This window comes from Mesorhizobium sp. M0663, assembly GCF_040320585.1.
GTDB lineage: Bacteria > Pseudomonadota > Alphaproteobacteria > Rhizobiales > Rhizobiaceae > Mesorhizobium.
Genome location: NZ_JAMYPX010000001.1, coordinates 554,258 through 574,731 on the forward strand (window position 1 = coordinate 554,258; position 20,474 = coordinate 574,731).

Annotated in this window: 23 protein-coding genes; 13 read left to right on the top strand and 10 right to left on the bottom strand. The window is 63.6% G+C overall.

Annotated elements, in window-relative coordinates:
- Positions 1-2: 2 nt before the first annotated feature.
- From NKI54_RS02680 to NKI54_RS02690, 3 genes are read right to left on the bottom strand one after another with little or no spacing between them, the layout of a single operon-like run.
- Entirely contained in the window at positions 3-2,825 is a 2,823-nt protein-coding gene (locus NKI54_RS02680; RefSeq protein WP_023679496.1) for a DUF4159 domain-containing protein, read from the bottom strand.
- Entirely contained in the window at positions 2,822-3,736 is a 915-nt protein-coding gene (locus NKI54_RS02685) for a DUF58 domain-containing protein (RefSeq protein WP_352456454.1), read from the bottom strand. The genes NKI54_RS02680 and NKI54_RS02685 overlap by 4 nt, the downstream gene beginning before the upstream one ends.
- Positions 3,736-4,740 carry an AAA family ATPase gene (locus NKI54_RS02690; RefSeq protein WP_352690608.1) on the bottom strand — a complete coding sequence of 335 codons (1,005 nt, stop codon included), beginning with the start codon at positions 4,738-4,740 and terminating at the stop codon, positions 3,736-3,738. Before NKI54_RS02690 ends, NKI54_RS02685 begins: the two co-directional genes overlap by 1 nt.
- Positions 4,741-4,886: 146 nt before the next feature.
- Between NKI54_RS02690 and NKI54_RS02695 the strand changes: the two genes are divergently transcribed.
- The 3 genes from NKI54_RS02695 to NKI54_RS02705 are packed head-to-tail and all read left to right on the top strand — an operon-like array spanning position 4,887 to position 7,427.
- Positions 4,887-5,516, top strand: a complete 630-nt coding sequence (locus NKI54_RS02695; protein ID WP_352456465.1) for a DUF1285 domain-containing protein — start codon at positions 4,887-4,889, stop codon at positions 5,514-5,516.
- Between the two features lie 13 nt (positions 5,517-5,529).
- Positions 5,530-6,162 (top strand): CoA pyrophosphatase, encoded by a 633-nt coding sequence (locus NKI54_RS02700; RefSeq protein ID WP_352690610.1) that lies wholly within the window; start codon positions 5,530-5,532, stop codon positions 6,160-6,162.
- Complete coding sequence (locus NKI54_RS02705) at positions 6,159-7,427, top strand: CCA tRNA nucleotidyltransferase (RefSeq protein WP_352690612.1); 1,269 nt, start codon at positions 6,159-6,161, stop codon at positions 7,425-7,427. Before NKI54_RS02700 ends, NKI54_RS02705 begins: the two co-directional genes overlap by 4 nt.
- A gap of 3 nt (positions 7,428-7,430) precedes the next feature.
- Here NKI54_RS02705 and NKI54_RS02710 read toward each other — a convergent pair whose 3' ends face one another.
- The 3 genes from NKI54_RS02710 to hemF form a co-directional block, all read right to left on the bottom strand.
- Positions 7,431-7,616 (bottom strand): DUF1059 domain-containing protein, encoded by a 186-nt coding sequence (locus NKI54_RS02710; protein WP_023679490.1) that lies wholly within the window; start codon positions 7,614-7,616, stop codon positions 7,431-7,433.
- Between the two features lie 280 nt (positions 7,617-7,896).
- A complete protein-coding gene (locus tag NKI54_RS02715; RefSeq protein WP_023679489.1) occupies positions 7,897-8,157 on the bottom strand; it encodes a DUF1344 domain-containing protein in 261 nt (86 codons plus the stop codon).
- A gap of 257 nt (positions 8,158-8,414) precedes the next feature.
- Positions 8,415-9,329, bottom strand: coding sequence for an oxygen-dependent coproporphyrinogen oxidase (gene hemF, locus NKI54_RS02720; protein WP_023679488.1), 915 nt, complete (start codon positions 9,327-9,329; stop codon positions 8,415-8,417).
- Between the two features lie 103 nt (positions 9,330-9,432).
- Here hemF and NKI54_RS02725 point away from each other — a divergent pair, with 103 nt between their 5' ends.
- A complete protein-coding gene (locus tag NKI54_RS02725) occupies positions 9,433-9,690 on the top strand; it encodes a hypothetical protein (protein WP_023679487.1) in 258 nt (85 codons plus the stop codon).
- A gap of 36 nt (positions 9,691-9,726) precedes the next feature.
- Here the strand turns inward: NKI54_RS02725 and NKI54_RS02730 are convergent, their stop codons facing one another.
- The 3 genes from NKI54_RS02730 to NKI54_RS02740 form a co-directional block, all read right to left on the bottom strand.
- Positions 9,727-10,077 (bottom strand): hypothetical protein, encoded by a 351-nt coding sequence (locus NKI54_RS02730; RefSeq protein ID WP_156937440.1) that lies wholly within the window; start codon positions 10,075-10,077, stop codon positions 9,727-9,729.
- 119 nt (positions 10,078-10,196) lie between these two features.
- Positions 10,197-10,640: a redox-sensitive transcriptional activator SoxR gene (gene soxR, locus NKI54_RS02735; RefSeq protein WP_352690614.1), complete on the bottom strand. Its 444-nt coding sequence runs from the start codon at positions 10,638-10,640 to the stop codon at positions 10,197-10,199.
- Between the two features lie 170 nt (positions 10,641-10,810).
- Positions 10,811-11,269 (bottom strand): tRNA (cytidine(34)-2'-O)-methyltransferase, encoded by a 459-nt coding sequence (locus NKI54_RS02740; RefSeq protein WP_352690616.1) that lies wholly within the window; start codon positions 11,267-11,269, stop codon positions 10,811-10,813.
- Between the two features lie 283 nt (positions 11,270-11,552).
- Between NKI54_RS02740 and NKI54_RS02745 the strand changes: the two genes are divergently transcribed.
- The 5 genes from NKI54_RS02745 to NKI54_RS36445 are packed head-to-tail and all read left to right on the top strand — an operon-like array spanning position 11,553 to position 16,215.
- Entirely contained in the window at positions 11,553-12,095 is a 543-nt protein-coding gene (locus tag NKI54_RS02745) for a hypothetical protein (RefSeq protein ID WP_352586760.1), read from the top strand.
- Between the two features lie 26 nt (positions 12,096-12,121).
- Complete coding sequence (locus tag NKI54_RS02750; RefSeq protein WP_352586762.1) at positions 12,122-14,011, top strand: ABC transporter ATP-binding protein; 1,890 nt, start codon at positions 12,122-12,124, stop codon at positions 14,009-14,011.
- Positions 14,008-15,888, top strand: a complete 1,881-nt coding sequence (locus NKI54_RS02755; RefSeq protein ID WP_352690617.1) for an ABC transporter ATP-binding protein — start codon at positions 14,008-14,010, stop codon at positions 15,886-15,888. The genes NKI54_RS02750 and NKI54_RS02755 overlap by 4 nt, the downstream gene beginning before the upstream one ends.
- 22 nt (positions 15,889-15,910) lie before the next feature.
- Positions 15,911-16,036, top strand: a complete 126-nt coding sequence (locus tag NKI54_RS36440) for a hypothetical protein (protein WP_502898195.1) — start codon at positions 15,911-15,913, stop codon at positions 16,034-16,036.
- A complete protein-coding gene (locus tag NKI54_RS36445) occupies positions 16,033-16,215 on the top strand; it encodes a DUF6665 family protein (RefSeq protein WP_502898196.1) in 183 nt (60 codons plus the stop codon). The genes NKI54_RS36440 and NKI54_RS36445 overlap by 4 nt, the downstream gene beginning before the upstream one ends.
- A 27-nt stretch (positions 16,216-16,242) precedes the next feature.
- Here the strand turns inward: NKI54_RS36445 and NKI54_RS02765 are convergent, their stop codons facing one another.
- Entirely contained in the window at positions 16,243-16,593 is a 351-nt protein-coding gene (locus tag NKI54_RS02765; protein WP_352690619.1) for a cupin domain-containing protein, read from the bottom strand.
- Between the two features lie 281 nt (positions 16,594-16,874).
- On the opposite strand from NKI54_RS02765, the gene petA reads away from it, so the two are divergent.
- The 4 genes from petA (at position 16,875) to NKI54_RS02785 (ending at position 20,473) form a co-directional block, all read left to right on the top strand.
- Entirely contained in the window at positions 16,875-17,435 is a 561-nt protein-coding gene (gene petA, locus NKI54_RS02770) for a ubiquinol-cytochrome c reductase iron-sulfur subunit (RefSeq protein ID WP_023719206.1), read from the top strand.
- A 16-nt stretch (positions 17,436-17,451) separates the two neighbouring features.
- Entirely contained in the window at positions 17,452-18,753 is a 1,302-nt protein-coding gene (locus NKI54_RS02775) for a cytochrome b (protein WP_352586768.1), read from the top strand.
- 88 nt (positions 18,754-18,841) lie between these two features.
- Positions 18,842-19,714: a cytochrome c1 gene (locus tag NKI54_RS02780; RefSeq protein WP_352690622.1), complete on the top strand. Its 873-nt coding sequence runs from the start codon at positions 18,842-18,844 to the stop codon at positions 19,712-19,714.
- Between the two features lie 213 nt (positions 19,715-19,927).
- Entirely contained in the window at positions 19,928-20,473 is a 546-nt protein-coding gene (locus NKI54_RS02785; protein ID WP_254819181.1) for an adenine phosphoribosyltransferase, read from the top strand.
- The last annotated feature ends 1 nt before the right edge of the window (position 20,474 follow it).

Genomic DNA, 20,474 nt, shown 5'->3' on the forward strand with positions numbered 1-20,474 from the left:
GTCTATTGCCCCAACCGTTCGAGCAGCACCGGGACGTGCACCTGGTCGGATTTGTAGTTGCCGGTCAGCATATACATCATGATGTTGACGCCGGCGCGCAGCGCATAGATGCGCTGCATCGGATCCGAAGGCACCGTCGGCAATAGCGGGTCGCCATTCTCGTCGACGGCCCAAGCGCCGGCGAAATCATTGGCGGTGATCATGATCGGCGAAACGCCGTCGCCGGTGCGCACCGGGCGGTTCTCGGTGTTGCTGGCTTCGAGCGATGCCTCGACCCAAAGCGGGCTGCCGGCAAAACGGCCAGGAAACTCCGGAAGGATGTAGAAGGATTTGGTCAGCACGTGGTCCGACGGCACCGGCTCCAGCGGTGGCACGTTGAGGTTGCCGAGGATGTCGCGCAGCCGCTCCGTCGCCGGGCTGGTCGAATCCGCACCAATACCATTGGCGAACTGGTCGCGGGTGTCGAACAAGACCGTTCCGCCCTGCTGCATGTAGGCGTCGATGCGGGCGATGGCGGCCTCGCTGGGCAGCGGGGCCGAGGGATCGATCGGCCAGTAGATCAGCGGATAGAAGGAAAGTTCGTCCTTCGAGATGTCGACGCCGGCCGGTGCTCCGGGTTCGAGCGCGGTTTTTTCGATAAGAAAGCGGGTCAGGCCTTCGAGCCCGGCGCGGCTGATCGAATCGACACCCGGCTCGCCGGTCAGCACGTAGGCGATCCGGGTCTTTGAAATGTCCCCGATCGCCTCGGTATCTCCCGGTTTGGCGTCGTCGGCACGCGCGACGTCCGCGTGGCCAATCAAGGCGCCGAGCGCAATCAGCAGGACGGCTGCCGTCGCCGCAGCGCCGGCACGGCGCGGCCGGCGCGACAACAGGCCGCCCATCCAGAATACGGCAAGCGTGTCGAGCACCATCAGCACCAGGGCGGCCGTGACAAGCGGACCTTTGAGGTTGTGCTGCTCGTCGAAGGCATACTGGATGGTGGTGACCGGCACCGTGATTTCAGGCCGGGCCAGCGGCCTGAATGCGCTGTCGCCGCCGAGCAGATTGTGAGCGAACACTCCAGTCTCGGAGCCGTAGAGGCCGGGCGGGTTTTCCAGCGTCACCGGCAGCGGGCCGGCGCCGGGCACCAGCGGCCTGGCATCCGGCGTCGGCGGCACCAGCGTGCCGTCGGCGGCGATCATACGATAGGGTGCCAGCGACGTGGCGGCGGCCTCGGCATTGGCGACAGCCGCGCCCTGGTTGCGCGACAATTGCACGATGCGCCGCAGCATCTCGACGAAGCTGCCGGAGATCGGCAGGTTGGACCACGTCGCCTCGGGGGTGACGTGGAACAGTACGAGGGTGCCCTTGTCCTTCTTCATCCCGGTCACCAGCGGCGTACCGTCGGCAAGCGTGGCCCAGGTGCGCTCGACGATGTCGGGCGTCGGTTCGGCCAGCACCTGCCTGGTGACGGTGACCTCGGTGGGCGGCGCGAGGTCGGCGAAGGGACCCGTTTTCGGGAATTCGGTGACCGGCTGCGGCGCCGTCCATGACAGCGCGCCGCCAAGCGATCGTTCGCCCGTGCGCAGCCGAACTGGCAGCAGGTCGTCGTCATTGCCGGCAGCGGCCAGCCGCGAACCGGCAAAACGCACCAGCGTGCCGCCCTTGTCGACCCAGTCAACCAGCCTTTGCCGCGCTTGTTCCGGAATGGTGCCGACATCGGCCATGAGGATCATCGCCGGCTTCTGGTCGAGCAGTTGCGGGATGGCGTCGGCGAGATCGACGCTCGACGGCTCGACCAGATCGGCGAACGGCTGCAGGGCGCGGCGGATGTAGTAGAGCGGCGACAGCAGCGGTTGCGCCTGGTCGGCCTCGGCCTGCGACAACAGCCCGACGCGGCGGCGTTTTGAGCTCTCATCGAGCACGCGGACGGCACCGGCCTGGCGCTCGCCATCGAGCGCGATGTAGGCGAAGTCGTTACGCAGTTCGAACGGCACCGCCACCGTGCCGGTGGCGGTGGTTCCGCCCGGGGCAAAGGTCAGCGTCGCGTCGGCAATGCGGCGCCCCTTGTCGTCGAAGGCGCCGGCCGTCACCTGTGCAGGTGCCGGATCGCCCGGTGCGCGGATGGCGGTCAGGGCGAAGCCGTCGACCTGGTTGTCGGCGCCGGTCAGGCCGGTCAGCGACAGCCGGTCGGAGACGGCCCAGACAACACGTGCCGCGTTCTTCGACAACAACGTGTTGAAGGCGGCTTCGTCGCCTTGCGCCGCCAAGCCATCGGCGAGCACCGCGACGCTGGCGCCAGGCAGCGACTCCAAGGCTGAAGCGACGCGGGCATAGACGGCGGGGCGGTCGGTCGGGATCGGCCGCGGCTTTGCCGCGCGCAGCCGGTCGAGCGCGGCAGCGGCATCGAAGGGACCGATCTCGGCATTCGGCTTCTCGGCGGTGAAAGCGATGAGCACCGGCACGCCGTTCGAATTGGCATCGGCGATCAGCCGCTCGGCGGTGGCGACCCGCTTGCCCCAGTCGGCGGCACTTGCCCAGTCATTGTCGATCACCAGCGCCAGGGCAGCGCCCTCGGCCGGCAGCTTTTCGCGCGGATTGAAGACCGGTTCGGCAAGTGCTGCCACGACAAGCGCGGCCATCAGCAGCCTGAGCAGCGTCAGCCACCAAGGGCTCTGCTGCGGCGTTTCTTCGCGCCTCAGCACGCGGGCGAGAATCCTGAGCGGCGGAAACACCTCGGTTTGCGGCCTGGGCGGGGTCAGCCGCAGAAGCCACCAGATCACCGGCAGCGCCAGCAGGCCCCACAGCACCATCGGCGCCCCGAAGGAGAGTGGCAGCCAACTCATGCGCGGGCCCTCCCGGCAAAGGCGCCTTCGCCGGTCATCGCCATGTGGATGCGCACCAGCGCCTCGGAGGCAAGGCGATCGGTATGATTGACGGTAAAGCTCCAGCCAAGCCGTTTGCACCAGGCGGCCAGTTCCTGGCGGCGGGCGGCATAAAGCAGGCGATATTCCTCGCCCAGCATTTCGGCGCGGCCGGCGGTCAGCTTGTCGCCGGTCTCAGGATCGGTGAATTCGGTGCGCCCGGCATAGGGGAAGCTTTCCTCGGCCGGATCGGCGACCTCGACCAGATGGGCGCGCACGCCGTGGCGGGCGAGCACGTCCAGCCACGCCATGGTGTCCTCGACCGGGTCGAGGAAATCGCTGACGAGGACGATGTCGCAGAACCGGCGAATGCCGGATAGGTCGGGCTTTGCCGGCAGGTCGGCGGCGTGCATCAGTTGCGCCGCGATGCGCTCGGCGCCATTGCGGGCGGTGAACGGGTCGGTCAGGCCCGGCCAGGCAATGCGCTCGCCGCTGCGCGACAAAAGCTCGGCCATGGCCAGCGCCAGCACCAGGGCGCGCGATTCCTTGGGAACGCTGGCTCCGGTCGATTTGTAGAGCATGGAAGGCGAGGGATCGGCCCACAGCCACACCGTGTGGGCGGCCTCCCATTCACGGTCGCGGACATAGGTGTGATCGTCGCGGGCGGAACGGCGCCAGTCAATGCGCGAGGAATCGCCTTCGACATAGGGCCGGAACTGCCAGAAATTCTCGCCGATACCGCGCTTGCGGCGGCCATGCCAGCCGGCAATTACCGTGTTGACGATGCGGCGCGCCTCGACCAGCAGGTCCGGCACCAACGAAGCCCGCAACCGGCCTCTGGCGAGCGCATCGCGCGTCGCTGCCGGTGCCTGCGCTTCACCGATGCGCGCCATCAAATCCCTTTCGCGAGCTTCGCCACAACATCGCGAACCGTGGTGCCCTCGGCGCGGGCGGCGAAGGTCAGCGCCATGCGGTGCTGCAGCACCGGCTCGGCGAGCGCGCGGACGTCGTCGACCGACGGCGCCAGCCGGCCGTCATAGAGGGCGCGGGCGCGGGTGCACAGCGTCAGCGCCTGGCTGGCGCGCGGGCCTGGGCCCCAGGCGACGTGCTTGTCGGTATCGGCGTTGCCCTGGCCGGGGCGCGCTGAGCGCACCAGCTTGAGGATCGCCTCGACGACGCTTTCCGGCACCGGCATACGGCGGATGAGCGTCTGGATGTCCTTCAGCCGCGCCGGCTGCAGCACGTTTTCAGCCTTGGCATCCTCGATACCGGTGGTTTCCAGCAGGATGCGGCGCTCCGCCTCGATCTCGGGGTAGAGGATATCGACCTGCATCAGGAAGCGGTCGAGCTGCGCTTCCGGCAGCGGATAGGTGCCTTCCTGCTCCAGCGGGTTCTGCGTCGCCAGAACGTGGAACGGTGACGGCAGATCATGGCGCACGCCGGCAATGGTGACGTGGTATTCCTGCATCGACTGCAGCAGCGCCGACTGGGTGCGTGGCGAGGCGCGGTTGATCTCGTCGGCCATCAGCAGTTGCGCAAAGATCGGCCCGGAAATGAAGCGGAAGGAGCGCTTGCCGAATTCATCCTGCTCCATCACCTCGGAGCCGAGAATGTCCGATGGCATCAGGTCGGGCGTGAACTGGATGCGGCGCGAATCGAGGCCGAGCACGATGCCCAGCGTTTCGACCAGCTTGGTCTTGGCGAGGCCGGGCACGCCGACCAGCAGTGCATGGCCGCCGGCCAGCAATGCGACGAGCGTGCGCTCGACGACGCTTTCCTGGCCGAAAATGACCCGGCCGACGCCGTCACGGACCCTCGCAATGTCGGCCAGCGCTTTCTCGGCCTGCGCCACCATGTCCTTTTCGCTGATCGGGCTTTCCTTGATCATAACGCTCATGCAGCATCGATCCTTCTGGTTGGAAATTCCGCTTGGCACCTTGGTGCCGCAGAGAATGCCGCGATTCGGCCTCGCATGGCGCCTGCAATGAACTTAAATCACAGACTTAGGCTGACAAGCGGAACAACAGTGACTATTTCGTGACCATGACGGAAGCCGCCGACTATCGTGAAGAGAGGCTGACGGCCGCGACCGAGGCGCGCGGGCTGGAGGCGCTGGTCTCGCGCGCGACGCGCGCTGGCAAGGGGCCGGCGCCGGTGGAACGCTGGAATCCGGCATTTTGTGGCGATCTCGACATGGAAATCAAGCAGGACGGCACCTGGTTCTATCTGGGAACGCCGATCGGCCGGATGCCGCTGGTGCAGCTTTTTTCATCAGTGCTGCGCAAGGACGCGGACGGTAGAACCTACCTGGTGACGCCGGTGGAAAAGGTCGGCATCCGCGTCGCCGACGCGCCCTTCATTGCCGTCGAGATGGACGTGTCGGGCGCCGGCGACGGACAAATCGTCACCTTTCGCACCAATGTCGGCGACGTGGTAGAGGCTGGGGCGGGACACCCGCTGCGCTTCGTCGATGAGGACGAGACAGGTGGCCTGAAGCCTTATGTGCTGGTGCGCGGGCGGCTGGAGGCGCTGGTGGCACGGCCGGTGATGTACGAGCTGGTCGAGCACGGCGAAGAGATCGACATCGGTGGCAAGACGATGTTTGCCGTCCGTTCCAAAGGCGAGGTCTATCCAATCATGCCGGCTGAGAAACTGAAACGGCTGAGCGCATGATGGACCGCCTATGATGGATCAGGTGATGCCGTTGCCGTTTTCCGCTGCCGGGTTTCGCCAGCGCGTCGCGGCGCAGCCGCTGGCGCATGCCGGCGACGATTTTGGCGACCACCGCTTCAATCCGGGCCGTCCCAGGCTGAAGCTGGCCAAGGCGCTGCGCGATGCCGCCGTGTTGATCCCGGTGGTCGATCATGGCCATGAAGCCACGGTCCTTTTGACCAGGCGGGCGGAAAAGCTGCGCAACCATTCGGGGCAGGTGGCTTTCCCCGGTGGTACCATCGATCCAACCGATGCGAGCCCGGAAGCGGCGGCGTTGCGCGAGACATCCGAGGAGATCGGTCTCGATAGTGATTACATCGAGATCATCGGCCGTCTGCCGGACTACGTTTCCGGCAGCGGCTATCGCATCGCCCCAGTGCTCGGGATTGTGCGGCCCGGTTTCAGCCTGACGCTGAATTCCGACGAAGTCGATGCCGTCTTCGAGGTGCCGCTGGGCTTTCTGATGGACCCCGCCAACCACACCAGAGACAGTCGCATGTGGAACGATCTCGAATGGTTCTATTACGAGATGCCCTATAGCGGCCAGCGTATCTGGGGCGTCACCGCGGGCATCATCCGTACGCTTTATGAAAGGCTCTATTCGTGAGCGATCCAGTGTCGATCGCGGGCAAGGCCGGGTGGCTCGGCGAACGCCACCTGCAGCGCCTGCTCGCCGCGCTGACTGATGGCGGCGAGGAGGCGCGTGTCGCCGGCGGTGCGGTGCGCAACGCGCTCATGGGCCAGCCGGTCGCCGACATCGACGTCGCCACCACCACGGTGCCCGAGGAAACCATCCGGCGCGCCGAGGCGGCAGGCTTCAAGACGGTACCGACCGGCATCGAGCATGGCACAGTCACCGCGGTCGGCCACGGCAAGGCCTATGAGGTCACCACGCTGCGTGCCGATATCGAAACCGACGGCCGGCGCGCCAAAGTGTCGTTCGGCCGCGACTGGAAAGCCGACGCTGAGCGGCGTGATTTCACCATCAATGCACTCTATGCCGAAGCCGATGGAACGGTCGTCGATCTGGTCGGCGGTATCGCCGATATCGAAGCGCGGAGGCTGCGATTCATCGGCGATCCGGAAGCGCGTATCCGCGAGGATTATCTGCGCATCCTGCGTTTCTTCCGTTTCTTCGCATGGTATGGCGACGGCAGGCCGGATGCCGAAGGGTTGAAGGCTTGTGCCCGGCTGAAGCAGGGGCTCGACCAGCTCTCGGTCGAGCGCGTCTGGTGGGAATTGAAGAAATTGCTGTCAGCGCCAGATCCGTCGCGGGCGCTGCTGTGGATGCGCCAGGCCGGCGTTCTGACCGCCGTTTTGCCGGAAAGCGAGAAATGGGGCATCGATGCCATCCACGGGCTGACCAAGACCGAGAAGGATCTGGCCTGGGCGCCGGACCCGCTGCTCAGGCTGGAAGCCATCGTGCCGCCGGATGCCGCGCGCATGAAAACGCTTGCCGAGAGATTGAGGCTTTCCGTGAGCGAAGCAAGCCGGCTGCGGAATTGGGCGATCACGGCTGCCGTCGATCCGAAAACGACCGAAGGAGAGTTGGCGAAAAGGCTTTATTTTGGCGACCGCCAAGGCTTTGTCGATCGGTTGCGGCTGTTGCTCGCTTCCGCTCGAGCCCGCGCGGTCGAAGACAATGACGCACTGCTCGAAGCCGGCGGCTTCTCGCGCCTGCTTGCCTTCGCTGCAAAATGGCAAAACCCTGTTTTTCCGGTCAAGGGCGCCGATCTGACGACGCTTGGCGCATCACCGGGGCCGAAGCTTGGTGCAACGTTGAAGAATCTCGAAAAGGAATGGGTCGAGTCCGGTTTTGCGCTTGATCGCGGCGCGCTGCTCAAGCGCGCCGCGGAGGCACTCGAATCCTGACCGTCACGCTGCGTCGCGGACCTTTTCGATGCGCGAGCGGATCGCCTCGATCATCGTCTCGCGGATCACCGTCTCGCCGTGCGTCTCGCGCAGATGCTCGACGGCACGGCGCATGACCTCAGCCTCCTCCTCGGCGCGTGTGTGCCACTCGCAGCCGGGTACGAGCGACCCGCAATGGAATTCCTTCATCGGCTTCTCCTCATTTCCTCCTTGGAGCGCCGCGCCGCGCAATGACACGGAAGCTCCAGACCTTTGACTGCGCGATCCGGAAACCGCATCCGGTATCCGGGCTACACGCTGGCCAGCTTAGCATAACACGATCGAACGGTTTTGGTTGCCTTAGAGTGCCGTGCGTCCAAGCCGACACGCGGCCCTCTAGTGATCGGGTTGCGAAAAGGCGGAGCATCGCTGCTCCGCCCTCTTATGCTACCCAGGAGTAAGACCTCGTCTTGCTCCAGCGGGCAGGACATCACTTCACGATCTTGACTGCCTCGGCAATTTTATCCTTGCCGCTCATATCCCACGTGACGCGGACCTTTTCGCCGACCTTCAGGCCAGGATCCTTGAAGGTCTGGGGCAACGTAAAGGTGGCTCCGTTATCCAGAACTAGGCTCATCGCCGTTCCATCAAAGCTTTTGATCGTGCCGGTGGTGTGCTTGACCGCAGCGAATGCGGCAGTACCAGAGGCGAGAACGGCAGCGGCGGCTGCGGTCATAATAAGCTTGCGCATGGCATGCTCTCCTGGAAAATGCGGGCACCGCTTGGGAAAGGTGCCCCATTCAATCATGGGCCGTCCGGTCACGTCGGGTCGCGGCTCTCGGGAGTAAAGAACCGCCGGCGTTTCCCGACCCGACGCGACAAATAGCCCAATCTTTACAATGGTATATTAGACGAAAAAGATATTTTCTGGCGCGCCTTGCGCCACATTCGCCGTCAAATTCTGGGGATTTGGACCCGATTGCGGCTCACGTCGTGCTCACCGAGATTTTACGGCCATTTCGCTTCTGGCGGCAGGCTGGACAGGATCGAGGCGACATTGCCGCCGGTCTTCAGCCCGAAGATGGTGCCGCGATCGTGAAGCAAGTTGAATTCGACATAACGGCCGCGGCGGATGAGCTGCTCGTCACGGTCGCCATCGGTCCAGTTGTCATTGAAGTTGGCGCGCACCAGATGTCCGTAGACGACGAGAAAAGATCGCCCGACGTCCTGGACGAAGTTGAAATCGGCGTCCCAGCCGCCTTTGTCCTCATCCGAATGCAGCCAGTCGAAGAAGATACCGCCGGTACCGCGTGGCTCGTCGCGGTGCGGCAGGTAGAAGTACTCGTCGCACCAGGCTTTGAATTTCACGTAGTCGGCGATCGCCGCGTTCTTCTCGCAGGCAAATTGCATCGCTCTGTGGAAGGCGATCGTGTCGGGGTCGTCCTGGCTGCGGCGGCGGTCGAGCACCGGTGTCAGGTCGGCGCCGCCGCCGAACCACTGGCGCGAGGTGACGACCATGCGCGTGTTCATATGCACGGCCGGCACGTTAGGGTTCCACGGATGGGCGATCAGCGAAATGCCGCTTGCCCAGAAGGAGGGGTCCTCTTCGGCGCCCGGCATCTGCTTCCTGAATTCGGGCGAGAACTCGCCGTGGACGGTCGAGGTGTGGACGCCGACCTTCTCGAAGACGCGGCCGTGCATCATCGACATGATACCGCCGCCGCCCTTGCCGGCATCGCGTTGCCACGGCGTCTTTTCGAAGCGGCCGGGCGACCAGCTAGCCTGCGGCCCCTGCAGGTCCTGCTCGATCTGCTCGAAGCTGGCACAGATGCGCTCGCGCAACGTCTCGAACCACAGCCGTGCCTTCGTCTTCTTCTGTTCGATGTCGGCTGGCAGCCCCGCCGGTATCTCGGGTCGTTGCAAATCCTGTCTCCGGTTGCGGGCGCGCCCGACAAATGACTCGTCTTTTCCGGCCGCGATCCCTAAACTCTTGGGTGCAAGGGTAAAGTGTGAATGGAGTTGTTTCGTGCGCACCCCGGCAAGACCGCCGCTGGATGGCCTGAAGAAGAGGCTCGACCGTTCGCGCGCCGAGAACGCGCGCATGCCGCGCGACGGCTTCCTGCGCGAGACCTTCGTGCTGCCGCGCTCCGATGCTCGTCTCAAGGCGAAGGAATGGTTCGAGCGCTTTCCCAAGCAGGCCTATTGGACCGAGATCGAAAGCTGGTTCGAGCGGCCGGGCGACGTCATCGAATTCACCATCAGGCGGCTGCCGGCGGCGGATTAACGCTCCGGTCTCGAGGCTGAACGTATCAGGGCTAGTTCATCTGCCCTGAACGATCTTGATAAACACGCTTCTGTCGCCCGTTCCTAGATGCGCTCTTTTCATCTCGGCATACGTCAGGCGCCCATTCGCGAAGGCCCGCACGGTTCTTCCGCACCAGACACGTGGCGCCGCGGCTGCGCTGACATTCATGATCTTGCCAGCTTCCTGCTTCGAACTGAGAGGCGATTGCTCCGAATGCCTGATGCATTCCGTAAGCACTTTCTTATACATGGCAGGACTGCCCTGAACCAAAGTCCTTGCCGTATTCCATTCACCTTCGCTCGGCATGCATCCAGCCAACACAATGGCGCCAAGCAACGCGGCGTAAGTCTTGTATGCAAATTTCAATTCTGCCCCCCAAGGTTAGTTGCAGGGGCGTATCAAGCACGGGCACATGAACTTCACAAGACTGTATAGTGACTAACGGACAGGATAAGTTCGCTGAACCCGTCCAGACCGTCATGGCTTCAACGCACGACCAGCCTGCGGGCGCCCGCGCCGTCCCTTGCCAGCCTGTCGTTCTTATTCCGCAGCGGACATTTGTCGATCGACATGCAGCCGCAGCCGATGCAGTCGCTCAGCCCGTCGCGCAGCTTCTTGAGCTGACTAATTTTCTTGTCGAGGTCGTCGCGCCAAGCCGTCGAAAGCAGGTTCCAATCCTCGCGCGTCGGCGTCCGGCCTTCAGGCAATGATCGAAGGGCTGTGCCGATCTCGGCCAGCGAAATGCCGACCTCCTGCGCTACCTTGATGATCGCCACCCGTCGCAGCACGTCGCGGCCGTAACGCCGCTGGTTGCCTGATGTGCGGTGGCTGCGGATCAGCCCGCGCGCTTCGTAGAAATGCAGCGCCGACACCGCCACGCCGCTGCGCATCGCCACCTGGCCGACTGTTAATTCCGTTGCCGCAGCCATCTCCGATTTTCCGCTTGACCTCAAGTTAAGTTGAGCTTGTAGCGAAGAAGCCCCGAAGATGCAAACGGCAGGAGAAGGCGATGGGCGTCTGGATGAGAATGACCGGAGAGGACGCAGTGTTGCGTGAGGACGACGCCTTGGTCGCTGCGGCCGGCGATCGCGTACACATCCTAGCGGAGCTGCCGGATCGCCTCGGCCGCCACCATCGCAACGGAAAGCGCGACGTTGATGCTGCGCGCGCCGGGCTGCATCGGGATGATCAGTCGCGCATCCGCCGCCTCGTGAACGGCGTCCGGCACGCCTGCGGATTCACGGCCGAACAAGAGAATGTCGTCGCCGGCAAAGGCAAAATCCGTGTAGGCGGTCGTGGCTTTGGTCGACAGCAGCACCAGCCGCCGCATGGCAAGCTTGCGCCAGTCCTCGAAGGCGTGCCAGTCGACATGCCGGGTGAGCGCCGCCATTTCGAGGTAGTCCATGCCGGCCCGTTTCAGCGCCCGGTCACCGAGCGGGAAGCCCGCCGGTTCGATGATGTCGACGCCGAGACCGAGGCAAGCGGCGAAGCGCAGGATTGTCCCGGTGTTGCCGGCGATATCAGGCTGGTAGAGCGCGATACGGAGACGGTCGTTCATTTCCGCGTCTTTCTAATAAGTGGCAGATCAGCCACAGAGCTCTCGCGGTTTTGGAAATTCCTGGACTGGCGGGTGGTCATTTTCTGCGAAGTCGGTTATACGGCCAGCATTGTCAACCCGAACCGATGGAGGGGTAATTCATGATGGCCATGCACATCCACCACCCCTCTCGTGGGCTTACCAGCCCGACGGCGGTTTCGGTACGACGATTCTCCTGACCTTTTAGACTTCAATCGCACCGATTCCCGCCGAAACCTTTTTCGGCCTTTGAAGGAATCCTGCGATGTTTTTCAAGCTGTGGAAGGGGCTGAACGCCCCACCTGAACACGCTTCGACCGATGCCACCTTTGCCGCGCCGCGCGTGCCCGCGGCCTGGGTTGGTTCACCCCTCTACCTGCATCTTCAACTGGAGGACGGACCGATGTTCGATCCCTGTAGAATACCCGGCTCAAGAAGCCTGCACGAGCGCAAGACTGCGACCTGGGCGCTTTTGATCGGCGAGACCTACTCGTCGGCGGTTCACGCCGAGACCCGCCGGCGTCCGCATCGCGGCATGCTGCCGGACGTCGATTTCTCGCGCGCCGTTCCGGACTATAGCCGGCCGTCGCTGGTGCGCCGGATCATCAGGCTGATCCGGCCTGGTGCAAAAACCGGCGCGAAAATCCGGATCGTCAAAACGTCGTCAGCATCGTCAAACGAGACTGTCGGCGAAAGGCCCGCGACAACCTATATAGCGCGAAGCAGGACCGGCGAGGCGGACGATTCCGTATCGCCGGTCCTTGACGCCATGCGGTCTGGGCACCTCGTCCGTTCGCGTGCCGCGTGAGCGGAAACAGTATTGTGAGCATCTCTATGTTTAGCTGGTTTGAAAAAAGGCTCGATCCGTTCCCTGCCAAGGAGCCGGTCGAGCCGCCGCGGACACTGATCGCCTTCTGCGTGCATTATACGCGCGGCGCGTGGCCCTACATCGCTCTCGATGCGGTACTGGTGACGGCCATCGCCCTTGCCGAGGTGTGGATGTTCGGCTTCATGGGCCGGATCGTCGACTGGCTGTCCGGACAGAATCGCGAGACGTTCCTGCAGACCGAAGGCTTGAAGCTGGTCGGCATGGCCTTCATCGTGGTTTTCGCGCTGCCGGCGACGGTCTGGTTCCATTCGCTGCTCAACCAGCAGACGCTGATGGGTAATTATCCGATGCGTATCCGCTGGCAGGTGCATCGTTACCTGCTCAAGCAGTCGATGAGCTTCTATCAGGACGAGTTTGCCGGGCGGATCGCGACCAAGCTGATGCAGACCGCGCTCGCGGTGCGCGAGTGCGTCATCAAGCTCATCGATGTGCTCAACTATATCGTCGTCTATTTTCTCGGCATGCTGTTCATTGTCGGCTCGGCAGACTGGCGGCTGGCTGCGCCGCTTGCCGTCTGGCTTGCCGGATATGTCCTGCTGTTGCGCTATTTCATCCCGCGGCTGGGCAAGGTCGGCGAGGAGCAGGCCAATGCGCGCTCAACCATGACCGGCCGTGTCGTCGACAGCTACTCCAACATCCAGACGGTCAAGCTGTTCTCGCATGCGCGGCGCGAGGCATCCTTCGCCAAGGACGGTATGGCCGGCTTTCTCGATACAGTCTACCGGTCGATGCGGCTGGTGACACAGCTCTACGGCCTGCTCTACGTCCTAAATTCGCTGCTGTTGTTTTCGGTCACCGCAATCTCGCTATGGCTGTGGCTCGGCCAAGCCGTGACGATCGGCGCCGTCGCCCTGGTCATCGGCCTCGTGCTTCGGCTCTGGGGCATGTCGCAATGGATCATGTGGGAGATGTCCACGCTGTTCGAGAATATCGGCACGGTGCAGGACGGCATCGCCTCGATCTCGCTGCCGCGCCTCGTCGAAGACCGGCCTGGCGCCAAGGATATCGCCGTGACCAAGGGCGAGATCCGTTTTGAGGACATCCGCTTCCACTATGGCAAGCAGAGGGGCGTGATCGAAAGCCTGTCGCTGACGGTGAAGCCGGGCGAGAAGGTCGGCATCGTCGGCCGTTCGGGTGCCGGCAAGTCGACGCTGGTCAATCTTCTGTTGCGCTTCTATGACCTCGAAAGCGGCAAGGTCCTGATCGACGGCCAGGACATTGCGGCGGTGACGCAGGACTCGCTGCGCGCCCAGATCGGCATGGTCACGCAGGACACCTCGCTGCTGCATCGCTCGGTGCGCGAGAATATCCTCTATGGCCGGCCGGACGCCAGTGACCAGATGCTGATCGAGGCGGCGCGGCGCGCCGAGGCGCTGGATTTCATCGCCGGATTGTCGGATTCTAACGGTCGAAAGGGTTTCGACGCGCATGTCGGTGATCGCGGCGTCAAATTGTCCGGCGGCCAGCGGCAACGCATCGCCATAGCCCGTGTTATGCTGAAGGACGCACCAATCCTTATCCTCGACGAAGCGACCTCCGCCCTAGATTCCGAGGCCGAGGCGGCCATCCAGGAGAACCTCTACAGACTGATGCAAGGCAAGACCGTCATCGCCATTGCGCACCGGCTGTCGACGATCGCCGCCATGGACCGGCTCGTCGTCATGGACAAGGGCCGCGTCATCGAGGAAGGTTCGCATGAGGAACTGGTTGCCAGCGGCGGGCTCTACGCCCAGCTCTGGCAGCGCCAGTCGGGCGGCTTCCTGCTCGACGACGGCCCCTCTGCCAACGATGCAGCCGCCAACGATGCACTCGTCAAGGGTGAAGCCGCCGAATGACTGCCATCTACCGCTGGTTCGAGAACTGGGTCTATCCATTCCGGGAGCCTGCGGACCTTCGGCCACCTGCCGGCGTCAGGGGTTTCCTCTGGCATTATGTCGGGCAGGCGAAGATCGCCTTCTTCGCCATGCTGCTGATCGGCGGCATCGCGCCGTTAGTCGAAGCCGGACTGTTCTATTTCGTCGGGCGGCTGGTCGACATCCTCGACCAGCTTCCCGGCGAACGCAGCTGGCACGCGTTGTGGACTGCCGCCGGCCCGGAACTTGTCTTCATGATCGCGGTGGTGCTGGTCATCCGCACCATCGTCGTCGGCCTGTCGGCGCTGGTCGACGAGCAGACGATCACGCCGGGTTTCTATAATCTGGTGCGCTGGCAGGCGCATCGCCATGTCTCGCGCCAATCCTACGCCTTCTTCCAGAACGACTTTGCCGGACGTATCGCGACCAAGGTCTGGCAGGCGGGACAGGCGACCGGCGATCTGATGGAAAGCTTCATCGAGGTCGTCTGGTTCATGGTCGTCTATACGGTAACGACGCTGGCGCTGGTCGCCGGGCTCGATCTCCGGCTGGCGGTGCTGGTGGTGATCTGGATTACCGCCTTCGGCTTGCTGGCCAGGCGCTATTTGCCGGCGATCCGCAAGCATGCCGAAGCCACCGCCGAAGCCGGCTCGATGATCACCGGCCGCCTTGTCGATTCCTATTCGAACGTCCAGACGCTGAAACTGTTCTCGGCCGATGGCGACGACCGCTACATCAGGAACGGCTTCGACATCTATCTCGACGCGCTGCGCCCGTTCACCCGCAGGCTGACCGGCGTGCGCATGGCACTGACGATGCTGTCGGGCATTATGATCACGGCGATCGCCTGCTTTGCCGTTTATCTCTGGGTCGAGGGTTCGATCACAGTCGGCGCCGTGGCTTTCACGCTGTCTTTGGTGCTGCGGCTGAACATGCTGCTCGGCCGGCTGATGATGCAGCTCAACGGCATCTTGCGGAACCTCGGCGTGCTGGAAAACTCCAAGGCGCTGATCTCACAGCCGCTCGGCCTGATTGATGCGCCGGACGCGAAAGAGATTGTCGTCGGCGGCGGGCGTATCGACGTCAGCAATGTCGAGTTCCACTACGGCAGGGGGTCCGGCGTGCTCGACGGCATCGACCTCGTCGTGCGGCCGGGCGAAAAGGTCGGCCTGGTCGGCCCGTCCGGCGCCGGCAAGACGACCTTGGTCAATCTGATCCTGCGCCTCTACGACCTCGAGAGCGGCAAGATCACCATTGACGGGCAGGACGTCTCCAGGGTCACGCAGAATTCGCTGCGCGCCAATATCGGCGTCGTCAGCCAGGATACGGCACTTTTCCACCGCTCGCTGCGCGACAACATCAAGCTCGGCATGCCGGAAGCGACCGACGCCGAGGTGGTCGCGGCAGCGAAGAAGGCCGAGGCGCACGAGTTCATCCTCGGTCTGCGCGACAATCGCGATCGTATCGGCTACGAGGCCTATGTCGGCGAGCGCGGCGTCAAGCTCTCCGGCGGCCAGCGCCAGCGCGTGGCGATCGCCCGCGTCTTCCTCAAGGATGCACCGATCCTGGTGCTCGATGAGGCGACCTCGGCGCTCGATTCCGACATCGAGGCGGCGATCCAGGAAAATCTGGCAAGGCTGATGGAAGGCAAGACGGTCATCGCCATCGCGCATCGGCTGTCGACCATTGCGGCACTCGACCGGCTGGTGGTGCTCGACGAGGGCCGCATCGTCGAGCAAGGCACGCATGACGAGCTGGTCGGGCTCGACGGGCTCTATGCCAGGCTGTGGAAGCGGCAGTCCGGCGGCTTCCTGTTCAACGAGGAGAGCGCGCTGGCCGAGACCCGGCCGGCGGAGTAGTTTCTAAAAACCGGAGTAGACCATGGCGGTGAGAATGCCATCGAATTTCGGACGGTCCGGCGCGCAGGAGAGCGCGTTGGACCTGCTTGGCCATGAAATCCTCGGCGAGAAGGCGGCCGCGCCGGCCGGCGCGTCGAGGAAACATTGACGAGGCTGCGCGAGAATGGCGACAGCGACGATCGAGCCCGGCTGCTCAGGGATGCAGCCGAAGCGGTGCACAGCTATTTCATCCAGCGCGAACTCTGCGGCCTGCGCAAGCACGACGCGGTGATCCGGGAATACAATATTCCCAAGGCCGTGCTGGCCAGGCTCGGCGCCAGCGCATGATCCGAACCGAAATCGGTTTGGGAGGCGCTATTCCAGCCACTCGGTGATGAAGCTGCCGTTCTCGTGTATGTCGGTGGTTTCCAGCGGGCCTGGATTGGTGAATTTGTGCGGCGTGTTCGGCGGTACGACCAGGATCTGGCCGGCTGTGGCCTCGATCTGCCGGTCGCCGACGGTGAACAGACCGGTCCCGGTCCGGATGATAAAAATCTCGCAATAGGGATGGCTGTGCAGCCTGGGGCCGCCGCCGATCTCGGGCAGGTAGTTGAAGATCAGGCAGCTGCGGGAGCCGTAAGCTCCGCCTTGCAGCCCGCCCTGCCAGTGGTCGGGCCAGCGGTCGGGCGCTTCGGCCCATTTGTCGCGATCTATGACATGCGCCATAGGCCGAGGATAAACCGGGCCAGCGCCAGCTGTCGAGGCGAACGCAGCCAGTTGGTTTTGCTGCTGTTTTCCAATCGTTCCGCTGTGCGAATTACGCCCCCGCGACAATCTGCCCTTGTGCCTTCACCCGTCTGGACAAAAACAGGCTTCACGCATAAACCCAAGTCCCAAATGCCGGAGGAATTCGCTAGCCTGTTCGCCATGCGCAGTCGGGCCGGCGCGATTGAGCGGGGAACAAGGCTCGGCCGCCGGCACGGAAAAGGCGAAAGGATCAGGCACCCGTGAGCGCAACCGACACCCAGGATCCCAACCGTCGTGATTTTCTCTACGTCGCCACTGGCATGGCGGCGGTGGTCGGCGCGGGCGCTGTCGCTTGGCCGTTCATCGATCAGATGCGTCCGGATGCCTCGACGCTGGCCCTTGCCTCGGTTGAGGTCGACGTATCTTCGCTGACGCCAGGAATGTCGCTCGTTGTGAAGTGGCGGGGCAAGCCGGTGGTCGTGCGCAACCGCACCGAGCAAGAGATGAAGGACGGCGAGGCGGTCAATCTCGCCGAGCTCAAGGATCCAATCGCCCGCAACGCCAATTTGCCGGCCGACGCCCCGGCAACCGACGCCAACCGCACCACGCCGGGCAAGGAAGCCTGGATGGTGATGGTCCAGGTCTGCACCCATCTCGGCTGCATCCCGCTCGGCCAGGAAGGCGATTTCGGCGGCTGGTTCTGCCCGTGCCACGGTTCCGTATACGATACCGCCGGCCGCATCCGGAAGGGGCCGGCGCCCGAGAACATGGCGGTGCCGGTGTTCCAGTTCATTTCCGACACCAAGATCCGTATCGGCTGAGGCAAGGGATATTTCCATGAGCGAGGGACACTCGACCTATACGCCCAAGACCGGCATCGGACGCTGGTTCGATTCGCGCATGCCGCTGCCGCGGCTGGTCTATGACAGCTTCATCGCCTATCCGGTGCCGCGCAATTTGAATTACGCCTGGACCTTCGGCGGCATTCTCGCGCTCATGCTGGCGGCGCAGATCCTGACCGGTATCGTGCTGGCCATGCACTACGCGGCCGACAGCACTCTCGCCTTCGATTCGGTCGAGAAGATCATGCGCGACGTCAATTCGGGCTGGCTGCTGCGCTACCTGCATTCGAACGGCGCGTCGTTCTTCTTCGTCGCCGTCTACATCCATATTTTCCGTGGCCTCTACTACGGCTCCTACAAGGCGCCGCGCGAGCTGCTGTGGATCCTCGGCTGCATCATCTACCTCTTGATGATGGCGACCGGGTTCATGGGCTATGTGCTGCCCTGGGGCCAGATGAGCTTCTGGGGCGCCACCGTCATCACCGGCTTCTTCACGGCGATCCCGCTGGTCGGCGACTGGATCCAGCAACTTTTGCTCGGCGGCTTCGCGGTCGACAATCCGACGCTGAACCGCTTCTTTGCGCTGCATTACCTGCTGCCGTTCATGATCGCCGGCGTCGTCGTGCTGCACATCTGGGCGCTTCACGTCGTCGGCCAGAACAATCCGACCGGCATCGAGGTCAAATCGAAGACCGACACGCTCGCCTTCACGCCTTACGCGACCATCAAGGATGGGTTCGGCATGATCGTGTTCCTGTTCGTCTTCGCCTATTTCGTCTTTTATCTGCCGAACTATCTCGGCCATCCGGACAATTACACCGTTGCCAACCCCCTGAAGACGCCGGCCCACATTGTGCCGGAATGGTACTTCCTGCCGTTCTACGCGATCCTGCGCGCTATCACCTTCAATATCGGGCCCATCAACTCCAAGCTCGGCGGCGTGCTCTGCATGTTCGGCGCGATTGTCATGCTGTTCCTGGTGCCGTGGCTCGACACCTCGAAGGTGCGCTCGGCAGTCTACCGGCCCTGGTACAAGCTGTTCTTCTGGCTGTTCGTGGCCGACGCCATCCTGCTCGGCTGGCTGGGCTCGCAGCCGGCCGAGGGCAGCTATGTGTTCATGGCGCAGATGGCGACGCTGTTCTACTTCGCCTTCTTCCTGGTAGCGCTGCCGGTACTTGGGCTGATCGAGACGCCGCGGCGGCTGCCGAATTCGATTACCGAGGCGGTGCTCGGGAAGAACAAGGGTGGCGGTGGACATCCTGCCGGCGCCACGGCCGCGCCGGAAACCAAAGGCTGAGCATGATCCCGAAAAGTGGAAACCGGTTTTCGGACAAGATCATGCTCGAGACGATGACAGCGCGTCAGAGAATCTCAAGGGGATTTGCATGAAGAAGATTCTCACCTCGCTGGCGCTGCTTGGCCTTGTGGCCGCTGGCATTGGGGCCACAGGCACTGGAGCGCGCGCCCAGGAAGAGGCGCACAACGAGGCGGCGCCGACGCATTTCCCGATACACGAACCAAAGGAAATGGACTGGAGCTTCGCCGGGCCGTTCGGCACCTACGACAAGGCCCAGCTGCAGCGCGGGCTGAAGGTCTACAAGGAAGTCTGCTCAGCCTGTCATTCGATGAATTTGGTGGCGTTCCGCACGCTGGAAGGCCTTGGCTATTCGGATGCGCAGATCAAGACGCTGGCGGCCGAATACACGATCCACGACGGCCCGAACGATGCCGGCGACATGTTCGATCGCCCCGGCAAGCCGTCCGACCATTTCCCGGCGCCGTTCCCCAATGCGGAAGCGGCGGCGGCCGCCAATGGCGGCGCAGCACCGCCCGACATGTCGCTGCTGGCCAAGGCGCGCGGCGTCGAACGCGGCTTCCCGCGCTTCGTCTTCGACATCTTCACGCAATATGCCCAGGGCGGTCCCGACTACATCCACTCGCTGCTGACCGGCTACGACAAGCAGCCGCCGGCGGGCATGGTCATACCGGAAGGCACGCATTACAATCCGTACTTCCTGTCCGGCGTGTCGCTGAAGATGCCGAAGCCGCTCTCTGACGGCCAGGTTACCTATGATGACGGCGCGCCGCAGACGGTCGACCAGTATTCGCGCGACGTGTCGGCCTTCCTGATGTGGGCGGCCGAGCCACACCTCGAGGATCGCAAGAAGACCGGCTTTCGCGTGCTGGTCTTCCTGCTGCTGTTCGGTGCGCTGGTCTACCTGACCAAGCGCAAGGTGTGGGCCGGCGTAGCGCACTGAGCCCTGCGATATGCGAGAATGCGAGGGCGTCGAAAGGCGCCCTTTTCATTACAGGCATGTCGATTCATCGCTGCCGGCGCAGAGCAGGCCCTTTGCCGGACAATTTTCCGTCAGGCGTCACATGGCGGTAGCCGGACTTAGCTGCAGCGGGTTACGATTGGCCAATTCCCTTCACGTCTTCAGCCGAATCTGAAAGGCCCGGAGAGCCGCTTGATGAAATCCTCGCTCGAAGAGACGCTGCTTGCCGCGATCCGCACCATTCCGGATTATCCCAAGCCGGGCATCCTGTTTCGCGACATCACCACGCTGCTCGGCAATGCGCGGGCCTTCCGCCGCGCCATCGACGAACTGGTGCATCCCTATGCCGGCCTCAAGATCGACAAGATCGCCGGCATCGAGGCGCGCGGCTTCATCCTCGGCGGCGCCATCGCCCACCAGCTCTCGGCCGGCTTCGTGCCGATCCGCAAGAAGGGCAAGTTGCCTTACGAGACGGTGCGCGTCGCCTACAGCCTGGAATACGGGCTGGACGAGATGGAGATGCACAAGGACGGTGTTTCTCCAGGCGAGAAGGTAATCCTCGTCGACGATTTGATCGCCACCGGCGGCACGGCCGAGGCGGCCGTCAAGCTATTGCGGCAGATCGGCGCCGATATCCTCGCCGCCTGCTTCGTCATCGACCTGCCGGATCTTGGCGGCCGCGAGAGGTTAGAGGCGCTCGGCGTACCGGTGAGGACGCTGATCGGGTTTGAGGGGCATTGAG